The sequence below is a fragment of the Lapillicoccus sp. genome (assembly GCF_025353065.1).
Classification (GTDB): domain Bacteria; phylum Actinomycetota; class Actinomycetes; order Actinomycetales; family Dermatophilaceae; genus Lapillicoccus.
The window spans coordinates 17441-37095 of record NZ_JANXRJ010000155.1 but is presented as its reverse complement, the minus strand read 5'-3'; the positions used below and the strand labels follow the sequence as shown (position 1 = coordinate 37095).

Annotated in this window: 14 protein-coding genes and 1 pseudogene; 8 read left to right on the top strand and 7 right to left on the bottom strand. The window is 71.8% G+C overall.

All coding sequences use genetic code 11. The features are described from left to right. Nucleotides 1-65: 65 nt before the first annotated feature. The 7 genes from Q0R63_RS12485 to Q0R63_RS12455 all read right to left on the bottom strand — a co-directional run bounded on the left by Q0R63_RS12485 (nucleotide 66) and on the right by Q0R63_RS12455 (nucleotide 9989). A complete protein-coding gene (locus tag Q0R63_RS12485) occupies nucleotides 66-2675 on the bottom strand; it encodes a serine/threonine-protein kinase (protein ID WP_295697644.1) in 2610 nt (869 codons plus the stop codon). 43 nt (nucleotides 2676-2718) lie between these two features. Further along, nucleotides 2719-3939 carry a hypothetical protein gene (locus Q0R63_RS12480; RefSeq protein ID WP_295697642.1) on the bottom strand — a complete coding sequence of 407 codons (1221 nt, stop codon included), beginning with the start codon at nucleotides 3937-3939 and terminating at the stop codon, nucleotides 2719-2721. Nucleotides 3940-3947: 8 nt separating this feature from the next. After that, a complete protein-coding gene (locus tag Q0R63_RS12475; RefSeq protein WP_295697640.1) occupies nucleotides 3948-4937 on the bottom strand; it encodes a glutamate ABC transporter substrate-binding protein in 990 nt (329 codons plus the stop codon). Beyond that, nucleotides 4934-6340, bottom strand: coding sequence for a hypothetical protein (locus Q0R63_RS12470; protein WP_295697638.1), 1407 nt, complete (start codon nucleotides 6338-6340; stop codon nucleotides 4934-4936). Before Q0R63_RS12470 ends, Q0R63_RS12475 begins: the two co-directional genes overlap by 4 nt. Further along, nucleotides 6337-8079, bottom strand: coding sequence for an AAA family ATPase (locus Q0R63_RS12465; protein WP_295697636.1), 1743 nt, complete (start codon nucleotides 8077-8079; stop codon nucleotides 6337-6339). Before Q0R63_RS12465 ends, Q0R63_RS12470 begins: the two co-directional genes overlap by 4 nt. Next, nucleotides 8079-8684, bottom strand: a complete 606-nt coding sequence (locus Q0R63_RS12460) for a hypothetical protein (RefSeq protein ID WP_295697635.1) — start codon at nucleotides 8682-8684, stop codon at nucleotides 8079-8081. The genes Q0R63_RS12465 and Q0R63_RS12460 overlap by 1 nt, the downstream gene beginning before the upstream one ends. 69 nt (nucleotides 8685-8753) lie before the next feature. After that, on the bottom strand, nucleotides 8754-9989 hold the full coding sequence (locus Q0R63_RS12455; RefSeq protein ID WP_295697633.1) for a toxic anion resistance protein: 1236 nt from the start codon (nucleotides 9987-9989) through the stop codon (nucleotides 8754-8756). Between the two features lie 235 nt (nucleotides 9990-10224). On the opposite strand from Q0R63_RS12455, the gene Q0R63_RS12450 reads away from it, so the two are divergent. The 8 genes and pseudogenes from Q0R63_RS12450 to Q0R63_RS12415 all read left to right on the top strand — a co-directional run bounded on the left by Q0R63_RS12450 (nucleotide 10225) and on the right by Q0R63_RS12415 (nucleotide 19573). Further along, nucleotides 10225-10689, top strand: coding sequence for an SRPBCC family protein (locus tag Q0R63_RS12450; protein WP_295697631.1), 465 nt, complete (start codon nucleotides 10225-10227; stop codon nucleotides 10687-10689). Nucleotides 10690-10707: 18 nt separating this feature from the next. Beyond that, nucleotides 10708-11280: an SRPBCC family protein gene (locus Q0R63_RS12445; RefSeq protein WP_295697630.1), complete on the top strand. Its 573-nt coding sequence runs from the start codon at nucleotides 10708-10710 to the stop codon at nucleotides 11278-11280. Next, complete coding sequence (locus Q0R63_RS12440) at nucleotides 11277-11762, top strand: thioesterase family protein (protein ID WP_295697628.1); 486 nt, start codon at nucleotides 11277-11279, stop codon at nucleotides 11760-11762. Before Q0R63_RS12445 ends, Q0R63_RS12440 begins: the two co-directional genes overlap by 4 nt. Before the next feature lie 84 nt (nucleotides 11763-11846). Then, a pseudogene (gene aceB, locus Q0R63_RS12435) lies at nucleotides 11847-13416 on the top strand (malate synthase A). A 52-nt stretch (nucleotides 13417-13468) separates the two neighbouring features. Next, nucleotides 13469-14926: an FAD-linked oxidase C-terminal domain-containing protein gene (locus Q0R63_RS12430; RefSeq protein WP_295697627.1), complete on the top strand. Its 1458-nt coding sequence runs from the start codon at nucleotides 13469-13471 to the stop codon at nucleotides 14924-14926. Next, nucleotides 14926-16218: an FAD-binding oxidoreductase gene (locus tag Q0R63_RS12425; protein ID WP_295697625.1), complete on the top strand. Its 1293-nt coding sequence runs from the start codon at nucleotides 14926-14928 to the stop codon at nucleotides 16216-16218. The genes Q0R63_RS12430 and Q0R63_RS12425 overlap by 1 nt, the downstream gene beginning before the upstream one ends. Before the next feature lie 101 nt (nucleotides 16219-16319). Next, nucleotides 16320-17699, top strand: coding sequence for a heterodisulfide reductase-related iron-sulfur binding cluster (locus Q0R63_RS12420; protein ID WP_295697623.1), 1380 nt, complete (start codon nucleotides 16320-16322; stop codon nucleotides 17697-17699). A gap of 65 nt (nucleotides 17700-17764) precedes the next feature. Continuing rightward, on the top strand, nucleotides 17765-19573 hold the full coding sequence (locus Q0R63_RS12415; RefSeq protein WP_295697622.1) for an L-lactate permease: 1809 nt from the start codon (nucleotides 17765-17767) through the stop codon (nucleotides 19571-19573). Nucleotides 19574-19655: the final 82 nt, after the last annotated feature.

Below are 19655 nucleotides of genomic sequence, written 5' to 3'. Positions count from 1 at the left end.
CCGCGAGCTCCCCGGCCGGGTATGCCGCGTCCCCGCCACGGCGGGCCCGCCACGCCGTGCGCGGCTCAGCGGAGCGACCAGGGTCGGACCGCGTTGGCCTCGTCGACGAGCCGGACGCGTTCCTCCTTGGCCGGGGAGAGCCGCGCCAGCTGGCGCAACGCGATCTCCAGAGCCTCCCGCATCCCCTTCGCGGTCGCGAGGTGGGTCCCGATCCGCAGCCCCGGGACCTCGCCCGCGGTGCTCACGGCGGACAGGCTGTTCTCGTAGATCCGCACCTCGAGGCGGGCGCGGTCGGTGGGGTCCATCAGGACCCCGTCGATGCTCGAGTGCGCCTGGGCGAGCACCTCGAGACCGACGCCGGGCTGGGCGAGGAGATCGGCGCGGGCCTGACGGGCCAGGGCATAGGCCCGGGAGGTCGACGGGATGAGGTCGAGCGCCTCGACCGCGCCGGCGAGGTCGCCGCGCTGCCGGCGCAGGCGGGCCATGCCGAACGCCGCCGCCGGGGTGTAGTTGGCGTCGGTGCGGGCGCACGCGGCATACAGGTTCTCGGCGATGTCGAGCTCGCCGCTGGTCTCGCAGCTGTAGGCGAGGGCCAGCTTGGGCGCGAGCTCGCCCGGCACCTGGCCGTAGACGGCGTTGAAGGCGCTCCCTGCCGCACTACCGGCACCGCCTGAGCTGCCCGAACTGCTCGCAGCGCCCGCGACCTGTCCGCTGCGGGTGTCGCCCTGCTGCAGCGCGGCGAGTCCCTGCATCCAGACCGCACGCCACTCCCACGGGTCGGTGCGGAGCATGGTGTTGACCGTGCGGTCGACGAGGTCGGGCCGACCCGCGAGCAGGGCTGTGCGGCACAGCTCCAGCTGCACCTCGGGCGTCTGCGAGGGAGCGAGCCCGAGGGCCTCGAGCCGCTCCTCCGGCGTGGTCCCGGCGAGGCCGTGGAGCCAGCTCGCCTGCGGGTCGGTCGGGTCGACACGCAGCCCGGGCAGGGTCATCCAGTCGAGGGTGTCCGAGGAGATCGACGGGGCCTCGAAGAGCAGCGAGGAGGCGGAGCCGACCGCCCGGCCGCGGCCCTTCTTGTCCTGGGCGACGATCTCGCGCAGCACCCCGAGCATCTGCACGCGCATCTCGTCGGCCGAGGCGAAGCGGTCGTCGGGCGACTTCGCGCAGGCCTTGAGCAGCAACCGGTAGAGCGAGTCGTAACGCTGGAAGAGGGGGGTGTCGTCCACGGAGGGCAGCGAGCTGATGAAGGTCGACTGGTAGCCGCGGAACTCCATCATGAGCACGACGAGGGTGCGGCCGATCGTGTAGATGTCGGACGCGACCGTCGTGCCCTGGGCGGCGACCTCGGGGGCCTGGTAGCCGACGGTGCCGAAGATCGCCGAGTCGTCGTCGTCGATCCGGCGCACGCCGCCGAGGTCGATGAGCTTGATGTTGTCGCCGACCTGGATGAGGTTGTCGGGCTTGAAGTCGCAGTAGACGAGGCCGAGGTCGTGGAGGTACTGGAAGGCCGGGAGGATCTCGATGATGTAGGCGAGGGCCTGGTCGGCGGGGATGGGGTCGTAGCGGCCGGCCGCGCGCATCCGCTGCTTGAGCAGCGCCTTGAGCGAGGTGCCGCCGACGTATTCCATGACGATGTAGCCGGCCTCGTCGAAGGTGACGAAGTTGTAGATCTCCACGATGTGCGGGTGCGAGACCTGCGCGAGGAAGCGCTGCTCGGCGATCGCGGCGGCGAGAGCATCGGGGTCGCCGGAGTTGAGCAGGCCCTTGAGGACGACCCAGCGGTTGGAGACGTTGCGGTCCCGGGCGAGGTAGATCCAGCCGAGGCCGCCGTGCGCGAGGCAGCCTGCCACCTCGTACTGCCCGGAGACCAGGTCACCCGCCTTCAGCTTCGGGTCGAAGGAGAACGCCTGCCGGCACTTGGGGCAGAAGCCCGTCGTGCGCCCGGCGCGCCCGTCGTGCCCACGCCCGACCGCGGTGCCGCAGTTGGAGCAGTAGCGCTTGTCTTCGGGGACGACCGGGTCCTTCATCACCGCCTTGCTCGCGTCGATCTCGGGTACAGGGGGGATGGTCGTCAGGCCGGCACCGAGCCGGGCGGTGCGCATCCGCTGCGAGCCCGTGCCGACCCGACGCGTCGTGCGACTGCCGCCCTGGCTGGCGCGCAGCGACCCGAGCGCGGTGGAGGCGAGGCGGTTGCTCGCCCGCGACATCATCGACGGTGAGCTGTCGAGCCCGGCGGGGCCGGCGATCGGGGCCGGCGACTCCGCCGAGGTCCCGCAGACGTCGCAGAAGCCGTCGAGGACGTGCCCCTGGCAGCCCGGCTGGGTGCACGGTGAGCCGTTGGGGACGGACGAGCTGATCTGCTGCTGGACGGCTGGCGGCAGACCGCTGCCGTCGTCGTCGTCGCCCTCGGGGTCGCCCTCGGCCGCGATCGACGTGGCGGTGCCGCCGGTGCCCGGGGTGCCGCAGACGTCGCAGTAGCCGTCGACGACGGTTCCCTGGCAGCCGGGCTCCTGGCAGGCCCCGGTGGCGGACGTGGCGCCGGTGGCGGACCCAGCAGGCGCCACGGGCGCGGCCGGTGGCGCCGACGCCGGGGTTCCGCAGACGTCGCAGTAGCCGTCGAGGATGTGGCCCGTGCAGCCCGGCTGGGTGCAGGCGGGCCCGGTGGTCGTCTGGGTCATCGGGACCCCCCGGTCCGTGAGGTCGCTCGTGTGCGGGTGGTCATCAGGGGCGCCCCGGTGGGCCGGCGGTGGCGGTCCGGAGGTAGGTCTGGAAGGCCGCGGTCAGGGCCCTGACGCGGGCCATGTCGGTGGGCGACGCGGCGAAGGCCCGCTCGAGCCGGGCGGACAGCTCCTCGAGGTCGGCCAGCAGACCGACCGGTATGCCGGCCGCGCGGGCCTGTGCGCCCAGCGCGCCCACCAGCCCGTGGGCCTCGTCGCGCTCGGCGAGCGCATCGGCATACGCGGCGTGGGCGCGGGTCAGGGCGCGGCCGACGGCGTCGAGCCGGCCGAGGTAGGCCTCGAGCGCCTGGCGCGTGGTGGGCACCTCGCCGAGGGCCATGACGTCCGGGATGGCGAGCCGGGGCGCGGGGGTGACGGCCGCGACGGCCTGGTCCTCGAGGAGGTGGATCGCCCCACCCCGGGCCGCGAGCTCGGTACGCAGCTGCGTCGCCCGCGCCGCGTCGCGGGCGGCGTCGAGGCGTTGGCCGGCCTCGACGATGAGGTCGCGTTCGAGGGTCGAGGCGTCGTACTCCAGGGGGGCGAGCAGCCCGCCCACGTCGGCGCCGCGCCTGGCCCGCTCGGTGACGTCGATGAGCCGCTGGTCGAGCCGCTGCACGAGCCGGCGGGTCGCCTCGCGCTCGGTCGGCGGCACGATGACGACCTGGTCGCGGATCCGCTCGACCGTCTCGCGGACGTCCTTCAGCCGGGTGCCGACCTCGGCGCCGGAGGGCTCGAGGGAGAGGCGGGCGCGCAGCGAGGACGTCATCGCATCGGAGAGTCGGCAGGCCTCCGGCAGCGACAGGGCGAGGGCCCCGGAGGTCGAGGGAGCGATGACGCCTGCGGCCGACCCGGGCGCGACGTCGAGCCGTCCCCAGATGAGCGCCGCGATCTTCTGGGCCTCGCTCGGGCCGACCCGGCCGCTGTCGAAGGTGACCGCGAGGAGGTCGTAGCGGTCGGAGATGGCCTTCCACAGGGCCATCGAGACGAGCATGTCGCGGCTGAAGGAGTCGCGCTCGCTCGAGGCGAGCGCGGCGGAGTCGAGCCCGTCGAGCTCGTTCTTGCGCCTGTCGCGCCACACGCCGAGATCCCGGAGGAAGCCGAAGGCCTCCTGCGGCGTGACGGTGCCGCCGAGCCGGCCTGGTGCGTCGGGCGCCGACCCGGTGGCGGCTGGGCCGGACGAGCCGGAGGAACCGGCCGGGGTAGGGGAGGGGAGATCGAGCGACATGGGCGTGATCAGGGCCGTCCGTACTTCGACACCGGAGGGGCCGGCGCCGGCCCGAGCGGACCGGCGAACCACTTGTCGTAGATGGCCTTCCACCGGCCGTCGGCCTTCATCTGGTCGAGCAGGGTGTTGGTGAACTGGACCAGCGCCTTGTTGCCGAGGTTGAAGCCGAGGCCGTAGGGCTCGACGGTCAGCGCGGTGGCCTTCGGGACGACGGCGTAGGGGTCCTGCGCAACGAGGCCGGCGAGCACCGTGTCGTCCCCGGCGATGGCGTCGACCTTGCCCTGCTGGAAGAGCACGAGGCAGCCGGTATGCGTGGCCGCACCGACCACGGTCACGCCCTGCGTCCTGATGAAGTCGATCGTCGAGGTGCCCGTCGGGGCACAGACCGACTTCGTCGAAGCCTTGAGGGCGTCGAAGGTCGTGTCCGTCGCCCCCTTGGCCACCAGGAGCTTCAACCCGGCCTGGTAGTACTCCGCCGAGAACGCGATCTGGCCCCATCGCGCGCACGTCATCGACATGTTGCGTGCCACCATGTCGACCCGGTCGGTCATCAGGGCCGGGATGCGGTCGGCCGCCGGGATGACGACGAGCTGAATCTTGTTCTCGTCGCCGAAGCGCGCCTTCGCCACCGCCCTGGCGAAGTCGATGTCGAAGCCCTCGATGGTGCTCGGGTTCGTCAGGGGGTTGTTCGCCCCCAGCAGCATCGAATCGGCCGAGACCCCGACCCGGAGCCGCCCGCGCTTGGTCATCTCGGCCGCGAACTTGTCCGACGTGAGCAGGTTGGTGTCGAGGGACGGCAGGGGCGCGTAGGAGGTCAGGAAGTCGGGGGTGCAGGTGGCGCTCGCGGGCGTCGGGACCTTTGCGGGTGGGGTGGTGGTCGACGGCGGGACCTGGGTGGCCGGGTAGTTCCCGCCCGAGCCGCAGGCGGCGAGGAGGACGGCCGCGACGGTGGTCAGGATGGCGGCTCGCGTGGTCCGCGACCATGGCGCACCCCTCATCGGTATTCCTCCAGCCGCTGGCCGAACCCTCGGAGGGTGAGCCCCGCCGCGACGAGGCAGATGAGCAGCAGCGCCCAGCCCGCGAAGGTCGACACGGTGCGGGGGGCGAGGACCCCGTCGCTCGTGGTGGCGGCTGACACGGTGAGGGCCTGCGTGGCCGTGTCGCTGAACGTCGCGAAGGCGGCGTTGGCGCTCCCGGCACCCGTGGCGCCGGCGGCGTTGACGGCCAGCTGCCACTCACCCCCGTCGTCGAGCGCCCGGATGGCCTGGTGCGCCTTGATGTAGACGGCCCACTGGGTGGACAACGTGGACTGCGTCGCCACGGCCTCCGCGCCGCCCAGGTCCGTGATGGCGTCGGTGACCACCTTCGACTGGCTGGCCCAGCTCGTCTCGAAGGCCGTGCCTGAACCACGTGCGATGAGGGTGAGGCTCTCGTTGGCCTTGGCGTCGAACGCGGCAGAGCGGATCGTCGCGAGGTCGAGGGTGGCCGTGAAGGTGGAGCTGCGCACGGAGCTGATCTGGTTCGCGACCTGGCTCACGGTGGTGGCCCCGACGACGAGGGCGATGAGGACGAGGACGACGCCGACGACGACCGGGACGTTGAGGTAGCGGTGGGTGCGGCGGGCCAGCCAGATCAGGCCCCCGAACAGCACGAGGAGCGCGACGCCGCCGGAGACCGCGAGCCAGATGCTGCGGGTGCTGAGGTCGAACTCCTCGGCGGTCCGCGCCGTGTTGGCCTGGTTGAGCGCGGTCACGATGGGCAGCGCACCCGAGCGCAGCCCGGCGCTCGCGTTGCTGAGATAGGTCGCCCCGACGGGAAGTCCCTGCCGGTTGTAGGCGCGCGCCTGCTCGACGAGCGCCGTGTAGGTCTGGAACTGCTGGTTGAGGGCGCCGAGAGCGGCGCCGTCGGCGGGCTGGGCCTCGGCCGCCTCCGCGATCGTCTGGGCCACCCGGCCGATCGAGGCGTCGTAGTCGGCCCGCTGGACCGGTTTCTCGAGGCCGCCGGCGAGGAAGGCATTGGTCGCGTCGGCGTCGGCCCGCAGGAGGTCGGCGTAGATGCTCTGGACCCGCACGACCTGGGTGGTGTTGTGGTCGGCCCGCTCGAGCGCCGCCGAGGACGTCCACAGCGTCTGCGAGCCGATGACCCCGAAGACGGCCGCAGCCAGGGCGACGAGCGCCGCGACCAGCCGCATCCGCCCCGGCGTGCCGGTGAAGGTCGTCCGCAGCACCCGTCGCAGGCCCCGGCGTGGGGGGACGGCCGGCGCCGCCAGGCGTGGGTCGCGGGCTCCCGGTCCGGTCGGTGTGCCGGTCGGTGTGCCGGTCGGTGCCGGTGCGCCGGACGCCTGGGCCGGCCGTGTGCCCGGGGACGTGATCGGCGGCGCCCCCGTCGACTGCTGGCTCATGCGGGGCCTCCCCCCTGAGTGGTGCCGGGTGCCTCCGGGAACGGGTCGACCGCATCCTGCGGCGTCGACGGATCCACTTGTGCCGGAACGGCGCTGGCATCCGGACGGAAGTCCTCGGCGAGGAGCTCACGCAGCTGCGCGTGCGTCGGCTCCTCGACGTCCTGGATGCGGACGGCCTGGCGGCCGATCGCCTCCTCGAGCAGGTTGCGGGCGAACCGGCCGTTGCCGAAGGCCATCGTGCGTGGGGTGACCTCGAGGATCTCCCGGAAGGCGGTCTGCGCTCCTGGGGTGACGTCGTAGTCGGCGTCGGTCGCGAGCTTGTCGAGGATGTGGCGCAGCTCGTCGTCGGTGTAGTCGGCGAACTCCACCGTGGTCTTGAAGCGGCTCGCGAGCCCGGGGTTCTGGGCGATGAAGCCGACCATCGGGTCGGGGTAGCCGGCGACGATGACGACGAGGTCGCGGCGGTGGTCCTCCATCTCCTTGACGAGGGTGTTGATCGCCTCGGTGCCGTACTGGTCGCCGGAGAGGGCATAGGCCTCGTCGATGAAGAGGACGCCGCCGATCGCCTTCGCGCAGACCTCGGCGGTCTTGATCGCCGTCTGGCCGAGGAAGCCGGCGACGAGCTCGCTGCGGTCGACCTCGATGACGTGGCCGCCCGTGAGCAGGCCGAGGGCCTTGTAGATGCCGGAGACCATCCGGGCGATCGTCGTCTTGCCGGTGCCCGGGTTGCCCACGAAGATCAGGTGCCGCGTCACGTCGGGGTTGCGCAGGCCGGCCGCCTCGCGTTTGAGCTCGACCTTGAGCATCGCGACCTGCTGCTTGACCTCCGCCTTGACGCGGTCGAGGCCGATCATCCCGTCGAGCTCGGCGATCAGCTCCTCGACCGACCGCTCCGGCTCCTTCGCGGCCTCCGCATCGGTGGCGGTGACCGTCGTCGCCGCGGCCTCGCCCGCCGGCTGCCCCGCACCGTCGACGGGGGCAGTCGGCACCTCGCCGGTGGGCGGTGCGGCCGGGTCGGGCGCGGGGCCCCCCGGAACCCCGGGGACCGGCCGGCCGGTCAGCTTGGCGATGTTCTGGAGCGCCGCCTGGAGGACGGGGTCGTCGGCCGGGGCGCGGTCCGGGTCGTAGGACGGGCCGGCGGCGCCGGCCGGACCTGCTTCGTCGACTGCCCGCAGCATCCCGGACACGGCGTCGCCCGAGGTGGGCGGTCGGGGTGTCGCACTGAGGGCGGACCGGGCAGCGATGGTGTGGAGCGCGGGGGGGACCGCTTTCGCGCCGGCCCGCTGGGCCGCGGCCACCCCGATGATGTTGTCGGCGACGCGGGCGTTGGTCGTCCCCAGCGCGGCCGCCGCCTCGACGACCGCGACCAGGGCGTCGGCATACCGCTGGGCCTGCCCGCCGGTGGTGCGCAGGCGCGACAGCGTGTCGGTCGGCGAGGTGCGCCAGCGGCGGCCGGTGGAGCCGGCGTCGACGAAGGCCTGGACGCTCGCCGCGACGTCGCCGGGGTCGGCCATGCCGGTCGAGAGGGCCCAGTCGCGGGCGGCCTCGAAGGTCGGTGACGCCGGCTCGGCCACCGTCGCCGCGAGCACGACACCCTCCCGGCGGGCTTCCTGCGGGTCGACGCCGATCTCCTTGGCGACCCCGGCCAGGGCGTCGAGCGAGCGCTGCAGCTCGGATCCCCCCGAGGAGCCCGAGCCGCCGTCCTCGCCGGAGCTGCGTGAGAAGAGGTTGCGGACCACTAGGCCTGCCTCCCCGTGCCACCAGTAGGCGGGTTGAGCGGCGCCGGCTGCCCGAACAGGTCGGTGGTCGGCGGCATGGGGGTCGACGGGACGACGCCGAGGGCGAGGTCGCCCCCGCCGCTCGCGGCGCCGAACTTCTCCTGGAGGAAGCGCCCGTGGACGATCAGGGCCTGGGCGTCGGCGCGGCATACGGCGTCGAAGACCTTGTCCATCGTCGCGCCGAGCAGGTCGAGCTGGTCGATGAGGATCATCAGCGGCGTCTTGCCGCGGTCGACCGGGCGGGAGTCGGCCCACTGGCGCGGCAGTCGGAGGTAGCCGCCGATGGCGTCGGGGAGGTAGTTGGTCGCCGTGGCCATGACGTCGTATGCCGCGTCGCTGCCGGCTCCGAGGGTGGCGAGCCGGGGCACGGTGTCGCGCACGACCCGGGCCACCCGGCCGAGCCGGGACTGCACCATCGCGGGCGCCTTGCCCTCCCGCGCCTGCAGCTCGACGCGGTCGACGGCCTCGAGGAGGTCCTGGCTCGTCGGCACCGCGTGCACGTCGAGAGCAGGGTCGGGCTCGGCAGGTCGCTTCGAACCGAAGCCGAACCACGAGCCGATCCCCATGTGGAGCTCTTCCCCTGTGCGTGTGGGTGGGTGGGCGGGCCGGATGGCGGCCGAACGGGACCGGCGGACCTACCGGCCGAGGTCGAGGGCGCCCATCTGGATGGCGGGGTTCTGCTTGTTGACGCGGTCGAGGTAGGCCTGCGACTTGTTGACCTCGCCCTCGAGCACCCCGATGGTCGTGGCCATGTTGTCGAGGGCCTGGACCTTGAACGTGTCGATCGCGTCCATGGTCTGGTAGATGTTCGCGAAGGCCGCCTGCAGCTGGGGCAGGCCGATCGTGGCCGCCGCCGCCTGCTCCTGGATCTTCACCGAGTTGTCGCGCAGCATCTCCGACGTCGACTGGATGAGGTTGGACGTCGTCGTGTTCAGGGCGGTGATCTGGTCGAGCACGAGCTTCTGGTTGCCGAGCGCCTGCGCCACGATGACCGCGGTGCGCAGCGCCGAGATGGTCGTCGTCGACGCGCGGTCGACGCCCTTGATGAGCTCGAGGTTGTTCTTGATGACGATGTCGATCGCGAGGTAGTTCTGGATCGAGACGGCGAGCTGGGTCAGCAGGTCCTGGTGCTTCTGGCGGACGTAGAAGAGGACGTCCTGCTTGAGGCTGGTCGCCTTCTCCGGGTCGGTCGCCTCGAGCGTGGCGATCTGCGCGGTGAGCTTGGAGTCGAGCCGCTCGGCGATGTAGACGTACTGGTTCAGCCGGCCCATGGCGTCCCACAGGTTCTGCTTCTCCATGTTGAGGGCGACGTTGTCCTTGGTCAGCTCGTCCTGGCCGTTCTTGAGCGAGACGATGATCCCGTCGAGGTGGCTCTGGGCGGACTGGTACTTGCGGAAGTAGTCGGTGAGCTTGTCGCCGAAGGGGATCATGCCGAAGATCTTCTTGGCCCCGGTGGCCTGCGAGGGGTCGAGGCCCTCGACCGTGCGCCTCAGGTCGAGCAGTGTCTGGCTCACCTTGGAGGTCTCGTTGAGCCCGCCGTCCTGCAGGGCCTTGATCGGGGCCTTGAGGAGCCGGTTGCTCGACTCCGCCGCCTGGCGGATGTCGGAGTCCCCCATGGTGCGCACGTCCGCGGCCTTGGCCTCGAAGGTCGGGCTGCGAGTCTCGGCCGTGAGCAGCGCGCTGAGGAAGCCCTCGACCTTGGCGTCGAGTGGGGGCAGGGCCGCCTCGGGCACCTGGGGCGCCATCTTCGGGGCCGCGGTCGTGCTGACGGCCGTGGTCGCGGCCGGCGGGGCCAAGGTCAGCGTCGAGGTGGCGGCAGGGGGGGCCAGGGACTGCACCGCGTCCATCGGCGTCGAAGGCTGGTCGCTCATCGTGTCCTCGTTCGGTCGTGTGGGTCTGGGTCTGGGTCTCGGTCGCGGCGGGAGCGGGGCGTCAGGGGGACGACATCAGGGCTGTGGCTTCGACGCCGTGACATCAGGGCTGTGACACCTGTCTCCTTCCAGACGTGTGGCCAATCTACGCGGTTCCCCTGCGGCGTCGCGCGCGAGATCGACCCCCGCAGAGCGCGCTGTTTTCCGGGAGACCGCCACGGGGTAGGAATGGGGGATGGCCACCGACACGATGATCTCCGTCTCCCGCACGATCAACGCTCCCGCGCCCGACATCTTCGACGTGCTCACGCTGCCCTCGCGGCATACCGAGCTCGACGGGTCGGGCTTCGTCGTCTCCGACGACCACAACGACCGCATCACCGGGACCGGGCAGGTCTTCACGATGAACATGACCGGCCCGCACATGGGCGGCGACTACAAGACCGAGAACCACGTCATCGGCTACGACAAGAACAGCCTCGTGGCCTGGGCGACCGCGCCCGCCGGCGCCGAACCGCCCGGCTGGGAGTGGGTCTGGGAGCTCAAGGCCGACGGGCCGGACTCGACGGACGTCACGCTGACCTACGACTGGAGCCGGGTCACGGACAAGGACCTCCTGCAGCAGATCGGGTTCCCGCTGGTCTCCAAGGACCAGCTCGAGGACTCGCTCGGCAACCTGGCCTCGGCCGTCTCCAGCTGAGCGGCGGCGGGCGCGTCGATGGAGGCTGCGGAGAGTGGGCCGCCTGTCGAGGGGATCGAGGGGATCGAGCGGATCGAGCGGATCGAGGTCACGAGGCGGTTCGAGGCGCCTGCCGCCGCGGTCTTCGCGGTCCTCACCGACCCTCAGGGTCACGTCGCCATCGATGCCTCGGGCATGCTCCAGAGCGCCGACGGCGACCCGGTGCGGGCGGTCGGTGACGAGTTCGTGGTGCACATGGACCGTGAGTCGCTCGGCGACCTCGACCTCGGCCGCTACCACGTCACAGTGCGGATCACGCAGTACGAGCAGGACCGCCTCCTCGCGTGGGACGTGCTCGGCCGGCTGCGGCCCCAGATCGGGCACGTCTACGGCTACCGGCTCGAGCCTGCCGCCGACTCCACCGAGGGTGCTGAAACTGTCGGGGCGACCCTGGTGACGTCCTTCTACGACTGGTCGGGCATCGACCCGGTCTGGCGCGAGCGGGCCGCCGCGGGGCAGGGGATCGCCTTCCCGATCATCTCGGCGGCGAACCTCAGGGCCACGCTCGGCATCCTCGACCGCACCGTCCAGCGCGGATACCCGCGGGCGTGACTTCTCCCGTCCGCGTCCCCCGCGTCCCCCACGTTTCTCGCGTGCCCGGCTACCCGTATGCCGCGGTGGTGCCGACCCGGTGGAACGACAACGACGTCTACGGGCACGCCAACAACGTCATCTACTACGTGGCCATCGACACCGTGGTCAACGCCTGGATGATCGAGCACGGCCTCGACATCGAGGCCGGCGAGGCCATCGGCCTCGTCGTGGAGTCCGGGGTGCGCTTCCTCGGGTCGATCACCTACCCCGACGTCTTCGTGCTGGGGCTGCGGATCATCCGGCTCGGCACCTCCAGCGTGCGGTGGCAGGTAGCGATGGAGCGGGCGAGCGACGGGGTGCGGATCGGCGAGGCGAGCTACGTCCACGTCTTCGTCGACCGGGCGACCCGCCGTCCCACGCCGATCCCCGGCGCGCTCCGGACCGCGATGCAGCCGCTCGTCCACCCGGAGCGGCCGGACGCCTCCGCCGACGGGCATTGACCGTCCTGGTGCCGCCGGGGCAGGATGTCGAGATAGTTGGAAACTAGTTTCCGCACAGCGGAAAAACTGAAGGAGATCCTCCCGATGCCCGATGGCGTGCAGGTGACCGGCCCGATGGGCCCACGTTTCGACGAGGTGCTCACGAGCAAGGCGCTCGCCTTCCTCGCGGATCTCCATCGCCGCTTCGACGGGCGACGGCGCGAGCTGCTCACCGCCCGCGAGGACCGGTATGCCGCGCTGGCCGCGGGCGGCACGCTCGACTTCCTGCCGGAGACGCAGGGCGTCCGCGACGGCGACTGGCGGGTCGCGGACCCGGCGCCCGGGCTCGTCGACCGTCGCGTCGAGATCACCGGGCCGGTCGACCGCAAGATGACCATCAACGCGCTGAACTCCGGCGCGAAGGTCTGGCTCGCCGATTTCGAGGACGCCTCGACCCCGACGTGGGACAACGCGGTCAACGGCCAGCTCAACCTCAAGGTCCCTCGACCGCACCATCGACTTCACGGGCGACAACGGCAAGTCCTACGCGCTCGGCGACGGTGACCTCGCGACCATCGTCCCTCGCCCGCGGGGCTGGCACCTCACCGAGAAGCACCTCCTGGTCGACGGCGAGCGGATCTCCGGCTCGCTCTTCGACTTCGGGCTCTTCTTCTTCCACTGCGCCCAGCGCCAGCTCGACGCCGGCAAGGGCCCCTACTTCTACCTGCCGAAGATGGAGAGCCACCTCGAGGCCCGGCTCTGGAACGACGTCTTCGTCCGCGCCCAGGAGGCCATCGGCATACCGCAGGGGACGATTCGCGCGACCTGCCTCATCGAGACCTATCCCGCGGCCTTCGAGATGGAGGAGATCCTCTACGAGCTGCGCGAGCACTCGTCCGGCCTCAACGCCGGCCGCTGGGACTACATCTTCAGCGTCATCAAGAAGTTCCGCACCCGCGGCGCCGACTTCCTCCTGCCCGACCGGGTCCAGGTGACGATGACGGTGCCGTTCATGCGGGCCTACACCGAGCTGCTGGTGAGCACCTGCCACCAGCGCGGCGCCCACGCGATCGGTGGGATGTCGGCGTTCATCCCGGCCAAGGACCCGGAGGTCAACGCGGCGGCCTTCGCCAAGCTCACCGAGGACAAGACGCGCGAGGCCGATGACGGCTTCGACGGGTCGTGGGTCGCCCACCCCGGCATGGTCACGGCGTGCGACGAAGCCTTCACCGCCGTCCTGGGCGACCGCCCCAACCAGCGGGAGAAGACGCGAGACGACGTGCACGTTACTGCCGCACAGCTGCTCGACGTCAAGGCTACTCCCGGAAACGTGACCGAGGCCGGCCTGCGCGCCAACATCAGCGTCGGGATCCAGTATCTCCACGCGTGGCTCCGTGGCCTCGGGGCCGTTGCGATCAACAACCTCATGGAGGACGCCGCGACAGCCGAGATCTCTCGGTCGCAGGTGTGGCAGTGGATCCATCTCGGCGTCGAGCTCGACACCGGCGCCGTCGTGACGAGCAAGCTGGTCCACGACCTCGTGCGCGAGGAGCTGGCCAAGCTGCCGGGAGCGCCGGAGGACTACGAGGCGGCCACCCACACCTTCCTCGCCGTCGCGGTCGCCGACGACTTCGAGGAGTTCCTCACCCTGCCGGCCTACGAGCAGATGGCCTGAGAGAATCAGCGCGAGATTCGGTACCGGACAACGGTCAACGAGCGGAGTCGACATGGACGTCGAGGCACTGACGGCAGTACTCACCCCGGTGCTGCCCGAGGGGGCGGTGATCACCGACCACCAGCGGCTGCGCACCTACGAGTGCGACGGCCTGGCGCAGTACCGCGTCGTCCCGGCGCTCGTGGTCGTCCCCGAGACCGCCGAGCAGGTCGCAGCCGTCGTCGCGGCCTGCGCGGAGCGCGGGATCCCTTTCGTGGCACGGGGATCCGGCACCGGTCTCTCCGGAGGCGCCCTTCCCCACGCCGACGGCGTGCTTATCGTGCTCTCGCGGATGCGCGCCATCCTCGAGATCGACCGGGCCAACCAGCGGGCGGTCGTGGAGCCCGGCGTGATCAACCTCCAGCTGAGCAACACCACCCGCCCCGACGGCTACTACTACGCGCCCGATCCCTCGAGCCAGCAGGTCTGCTCGATCGGGGGCAACGTCGCCGAGAACTCCGGGGGCGCCCACTGCCTGAAGTACGGCTTCACGACGGGGCACGTCACCGGGCTCGAGCTCGTGACCCCGGCCGGTGAGCTCCTCCGGATCGGTGGCAAGGCACCGGACGCGCCGGGCTACGACCTCCTCGGCGCGGTCGTCGGGTCGGAGGGCACCCTCGGCATCGCGACCAGCGTGACGGTGCGGCTCACCCGCACCCCCGAGTCGGTGGAGACCCTCCTCGCCGCGTTCCCCGACACCGACACCGCCGGGCAGGCCGTCTCGTCGATCATCGGGGCCGGCGTCATCCCCGCAGCCATCGAGATGATGGATGCGCTCGCGATCGAGGCGGCCGAGGCGGCCGTCCACTGCGGCTACCCGGCGGGGGCCGGCGCGGTGCTCATCGTCGAGCTCGACGGGGCCGCCGCCGAGGTCCGTCACCAGTTCGACCAGATCAGCGAATACTGCACTGCCGCAGGGGCGTTCGAGATCCGCATCGCCCAGGACGACGCCGAGCGGGCCCTCTTCTGGAAGGGGCGTAAGTCGGCCTTCGCCGCCGTCGGACGGATCAGTCCGGACTACATCGTCCAGGACGGCGTCATCCCGCGCACCGCCCTGCCCGAGGCGCTGCGGCGGATCACCGCCCTGTCGGTCGAGCGCGGCGTGCGGGTCGCCAACGTCTTCCACGCGGGCGACGGCAACCTCCACCCGCTCGTGCTGTTCGACGACGCCGTGCCCGGCGAGGCCGAGCGGGCCGAGGAGGTGTCGGGGGCGATCATCGACCTCTGCATCGAGCTGGGCGGCTCGATCACCGGCGAGCACGGCGTCGGCTCCGACAAGGCGAAGTACATGCCCCGGATGTTCACCGCCGACGACCTCGACACGATGCAGCTCGTCCGCTGCGCCTTCGACCCTTCGGGCATCGCCAACCCCGGCAAGATCTTCCCGACGCCGCGGATGTGCGGCGAGGTGCCCGGCCGGCACCAGGGGGCGCACCCCCTGGTCGAAGCCGGCCTGGCGGAGCAGTTCTGATGAGCACGCCGACCGCCACCGACCTGTTGCCGCGACTCTCCGATGCCGCTGCCGGAGCCGTCCGCGAGGGCGGTGACGGCGACGCCGTCGACGGTATGCCGTGCCGCTGGGTCGTCAGCCCGGCCGACACGCCGGGCGTCTCCGCGGTCCTGCGCGTGGCCCACGACGAGGGCCTCGCCGTCGTCGTCCGCGGCGGCGGCACGAAGCTCGGGTGGGGGTCGCCGCCCGAGCGTCTCGACGTCATCCTCGACACGACCCGGCTCGACGGCCTCGTGGATCACGCCGCTGGTGACCTCATCGCCGTCGTCGGCGCCGGCCGACGTCTCGACGACCTCCAGGCCGACCTCGGCGCGGCCTCCCAGTGGTTCGCGGTCGACCCGGCGCGTCGTGGCACCCTCGGCGGGCTCGTCGCGACGGCCGACGGTGGGCCCTCGCGGTTGCTCTACGGCCCCGTGCGCGACCTCGTCATCGGCGCCACCATGGTGCGAGCCGACGGGGTCGTGGCGAAGTCCGGGGGCAAGGTCGTCAAGAACGTCGCCGGATACGACCTCGGCAAGCTGCTCACCGGGTCGCTCGGCACGCTGGGCGTCATCACCGAGGTCGCCGTCCGCCTGCATCCGGTTGCGCCGGCCCACCGCTACGTCACCGTCCCGGTCGTCTCGACCCGTCATGCGCACGCCCTCGTGCAGGGCGTCATCCACTCCCACCTCGTCGCGACGGCGTGCGAGCTCGACCAACCCGCCGACGGGGCAGCGACGCTCGCGATCCGGCTCGACGGCATACGGCCCGGGGTCGAGGCGCGGACGGCCGGCGCGCTCGAGCTCCTCGGCGCCGGGGCCGAGGCGAGCGACGACCCGCCCGCCTGGTGGGGGACCGAGCCGGGTGCACCGGGCGACGTGAGGCTGAAACTGACCCACGAGATCGCCTCTGTGACAGCGCTGCTCGACATCGTGGCGGAAGCGTCCGATCGGGCCTCGGTCCCGGTCGACGTGCGGGGTTCGGTCGCCGTGGGGACCGTCACCGCTGCCCTGCGTGCGGCCCATCACCAGCACGACCGGGCCGCGGTCGCCGACCTCGTCGACCACCTGCGCGCCGCGTGCTCGAGATCCGTCGGTGCCTCGGGTGCCGGCGGCACCGGTGGCAGCGTGGTCGTCCGCGACGCCGACCCCGAGACCAAGGCGCGGCTCGACGTCTGGGGACCGGTCCCGGCCCTCGACCTCATGCGCCGCGTCAAGCACCAGCTCGACCCGACGAGGGTGCTCGCCCCCGGCCGGTTCGTAGGAGGAATCTGATGTCGAACCCCCCCACCCCAGACCCCGCTCCTTGCTCCGAGCGGGCCGAATTCGCGGACATTTCGGGCCGGATGGGCGCGCCAGAAGCAACAAGCGGGGGGGTGGGGGTGGGCACCGCGGGCCCGGTTGCGGGTGGCGGCCCGATCGCCGTCACGCTCGGGGCGTTCGACGCCCACCGGCCGCCGTCGGCGGAGCTCGTCGCCGACTGCGTGCACTGCGGGTTTTGCCTGCCGACCTGCCCGACCTACGTCCTCTGGGGCGAGGAGATGGATAGCCCGCGCGGGAGGATCCACCTCATGCAGCAGGGGCTGCAGGGCGAGCCGATGACCGACTCGATGGTCGGGCACTTCGACGCCTGCCTCGGGTGCATGGCGTGCGTCACGGCCTGTCCGTCGGGGGTGCAGTACGACCGGCTCATCGAGGCGACCCGGGCCCAGGTGGAGCGTCGGCACGAACGGTCGACCAGCGAAAAAGCGTACCGCGAGGGCATTTTCGCACTCTTCCCCTATCCCTCGAGGCTCCGCAAGGCGCGCGCCGGACTCCGTCTCTACCAGCGCTCGGGCCTGTCCCGACTCGTGCGCCGCTCCGGCGTCCTCGACCGGCTGTCGCCGACCCTGGCGGCGATGGAGTCGCTCGCCCCGCAGCTGGGCCGCGCCGAGCCGATCCCGAGCCGCACCCGCGCCCGGGGGACGAAGCGCGGCACCGTCGGTATGCTGCTCGGCTGCGTCCAGCGGGAGTTCTTCCCCGGCGTCAACGCGGCGACGGTGCGCGTCCTCAGCGCCGAGGGCTTCGAGGTCGTCGCGCCTCCGGCGCAGGGGTGCTGCGGCGCGTTGTCCAGCCACAGCGGCCGCGAGGAGGAGGCTCAGCGCTTCGCCCGCGACCTCATCGCCGAGCTCGAGCGGGCCGACGTCGACCACGTCGTCGTCAACTCCGCCGGCTGCGGCTCCGCGATGAAGGACTACGTCCACCTCCTCGCCGACGACCCCGAGTGGGCGGGCCGGGCCGAGGCGCTCAGCGCCAAGGTGCGCGACGTGGCCGAGATCCTCTTCGACGCGGGGCCGGTGTCGACCCGGCACCCGCTCGACGTGACCATCGCCTACCACGACGCCTGCCACCTCGGGCACGCCCAGGGGATCCGCAGCCAGCCGCGCGAGCTGCTGCGCGGCATACCGGGCCTGACCCTGCGCGAGATCGCCGACCGCGACATCTGCTGCGGGTCGGCGGGCGTCTACAACATCCTCAACCCCGTGCCGGCCCGCGAGCTCGGCGACCTCAAGGCCGCCAACGTCCTCGCCACCGGCGCCGAGCTGCTCGTCACCGCCAACCCGGGTTGCCTGATGCAGGTGGCCTCCTCGATCGAGCGATCGGGGCGGACGATGGCGCTCGCGCACACGATCGAGGTGCTCGACGCCTCGATCCGCGGGTTGCCGCCGACGAGCCTGGGCATCCCGGGCACCGCGGTGACCGTTCCGCCGCAATAGCTTCCGCACCGCAGTGACCCCCGCCCCGACGACGTGGCGGGGACCTCCGAACCCCTGAGGTGACCATGTACAGACCGGTGCTCAACGCCGTGGGTGGATCGCTGTTCCTCACGGCCCTCGTGGCGCTCATCCCGCTGGTCGCCCTCTTCGTCATGCTGGGCGTCCTGCGGATCTCGGCGTGGAAGGCCGCGCTGGCCTCGCTCGTCGTCTCGGTGCTCGTCGCCGTGGTCGCCTACTCGATGCCCGTCGGGCAGGCGCTCCTCGCCGGCACGGAGGGAGCGGCCTTCGGCTTCTTCCCCATCCTCTGGATCGTCATCAACGCGATCTGGGTCTACAACATGACCGTCGTGACCGGGCACTTCGACGTGCTCCGCCGCTCGTTCGCCAGGGTGAGCGACGACCAGCGTATCCAGGCGGTCATCATCGCCTTCTGCTTCGGCGCCCTGCTCGAGGCGCTGGCCGGCTTCGGCACCCCCGTCGCGATCACGAGCGTCATGCTCATCGCGCTCGGCTTCCGGCCGATCAAGGCCGCGGTCGTCGCGCTCGTCGCCAACACCGCGCCCGTCGCCTTCGGGGCGCTCGCGGTGCCGATCACCACGCTCGCCACCGTGAGCCAGCAGTCGGAGCACGCGCTCGCGCAGATGGTCGGCCGCCAGACCCCACTCCTCGGGGTCTTCGTCCCGATGGCGCTGGTCTTCATCATCGACAAGGGCAAGGGCGTGCGCGAGACCCTCCCGGCGACCCTCACCTGCGGGTTCGCCTTCGGGATCGCGCAGTACCTCACCTCCAACTTCATCTCCACCCAGCTCACCGACATCGTCGCGTCGCTGGTCGGGGCACTGTCGGTGGTCCTGCTCCTGCGGGTCTGGCAGCCCCCCAAGGGGTATGCCGCGCGGGCCGCCAAGGCTGACCGCAACGCCGACCGCGCCGAGCGGGCGGCCAGCCGGGCAGGTGATCGGGCACCCTTGCGGGAGAAGGCCGGTCGCACGGCCACCGGTCGGGCGGCCACCGGTCGGACAGGTGCCGGTCGGACGGGTGCCGGCGGCGCCGGCGGGGGCGACCACCCGGTCGGCGCCGGGGTCGAAACCCTCGAGGACATGCGCAAGCGTGACAGCCGCGCCGCCGACACCCGGGCCGACGTCCTGCGGGCCTATGCGCCCTACCTCATCATCGTCGCGCTCTTCGTCGTCACCCAGCTGCCGGGACTGAAGGACCTCCTCGCGGCCAAGGCGGTCAACCCCTCGTTCAGCTGGCCGGGGCTGCACCTCCAGAGCGCCTCGGGCAAGGCCTCGACGCTGCCGCTGTTCAAGCTCGGCTGGCTCTCTGCCGCCGGCACGCTGATGGTCATCGCCGGACTCATCACCATCCCCGTCATCGGAATCCACCCGCGGCAGGCCCTGCGCGCCTACGGGGCGACCTACCGGCAGCTCGCCGCCGCCATCGTCACCGTGATGGCAGTGCTCGGCCTGGCCTACGTCATGAACGCGTCCGGGCAGACCGCGACCCTCGGCACGTGGCTGGCCGCATCAGGCGCGGCGTTCGCGCTGATCTCGCCGATCCTGGGCTGGCTCGGGGTCGCCGTGACCGGCTCCGACACCTCGTCCAACTCGCTGTTCGGCGCGCTCCAGGTGCAGGCCGCCAACCAGACCGGGCTGTCGCCGTTGCTCATGGCGGCGGCCAACAGCTCCGGGGGTGTGCTCGGCAAGATGGTCTCGCCGCAGAACCTCGCCATCGCCGCTGCCGCGGTCGGGCTCTCCGGGCGAGAAGGCGACATCTTCCGCAAGGTGCTCGGCTGGTCGCTGCTCTTCCTCGCGCTGATGTGCGTGATCGTCTTCCTCCAGTCCACGGCGGTCCTCAGCTGGATGGTGCCGTGAGTGCCCGCCGGTGACGCGACACCCCGATGCCCGTGACGCCCGCTTGCCGGCACGTCGTATGTTGACCACGACCACTCGTCAA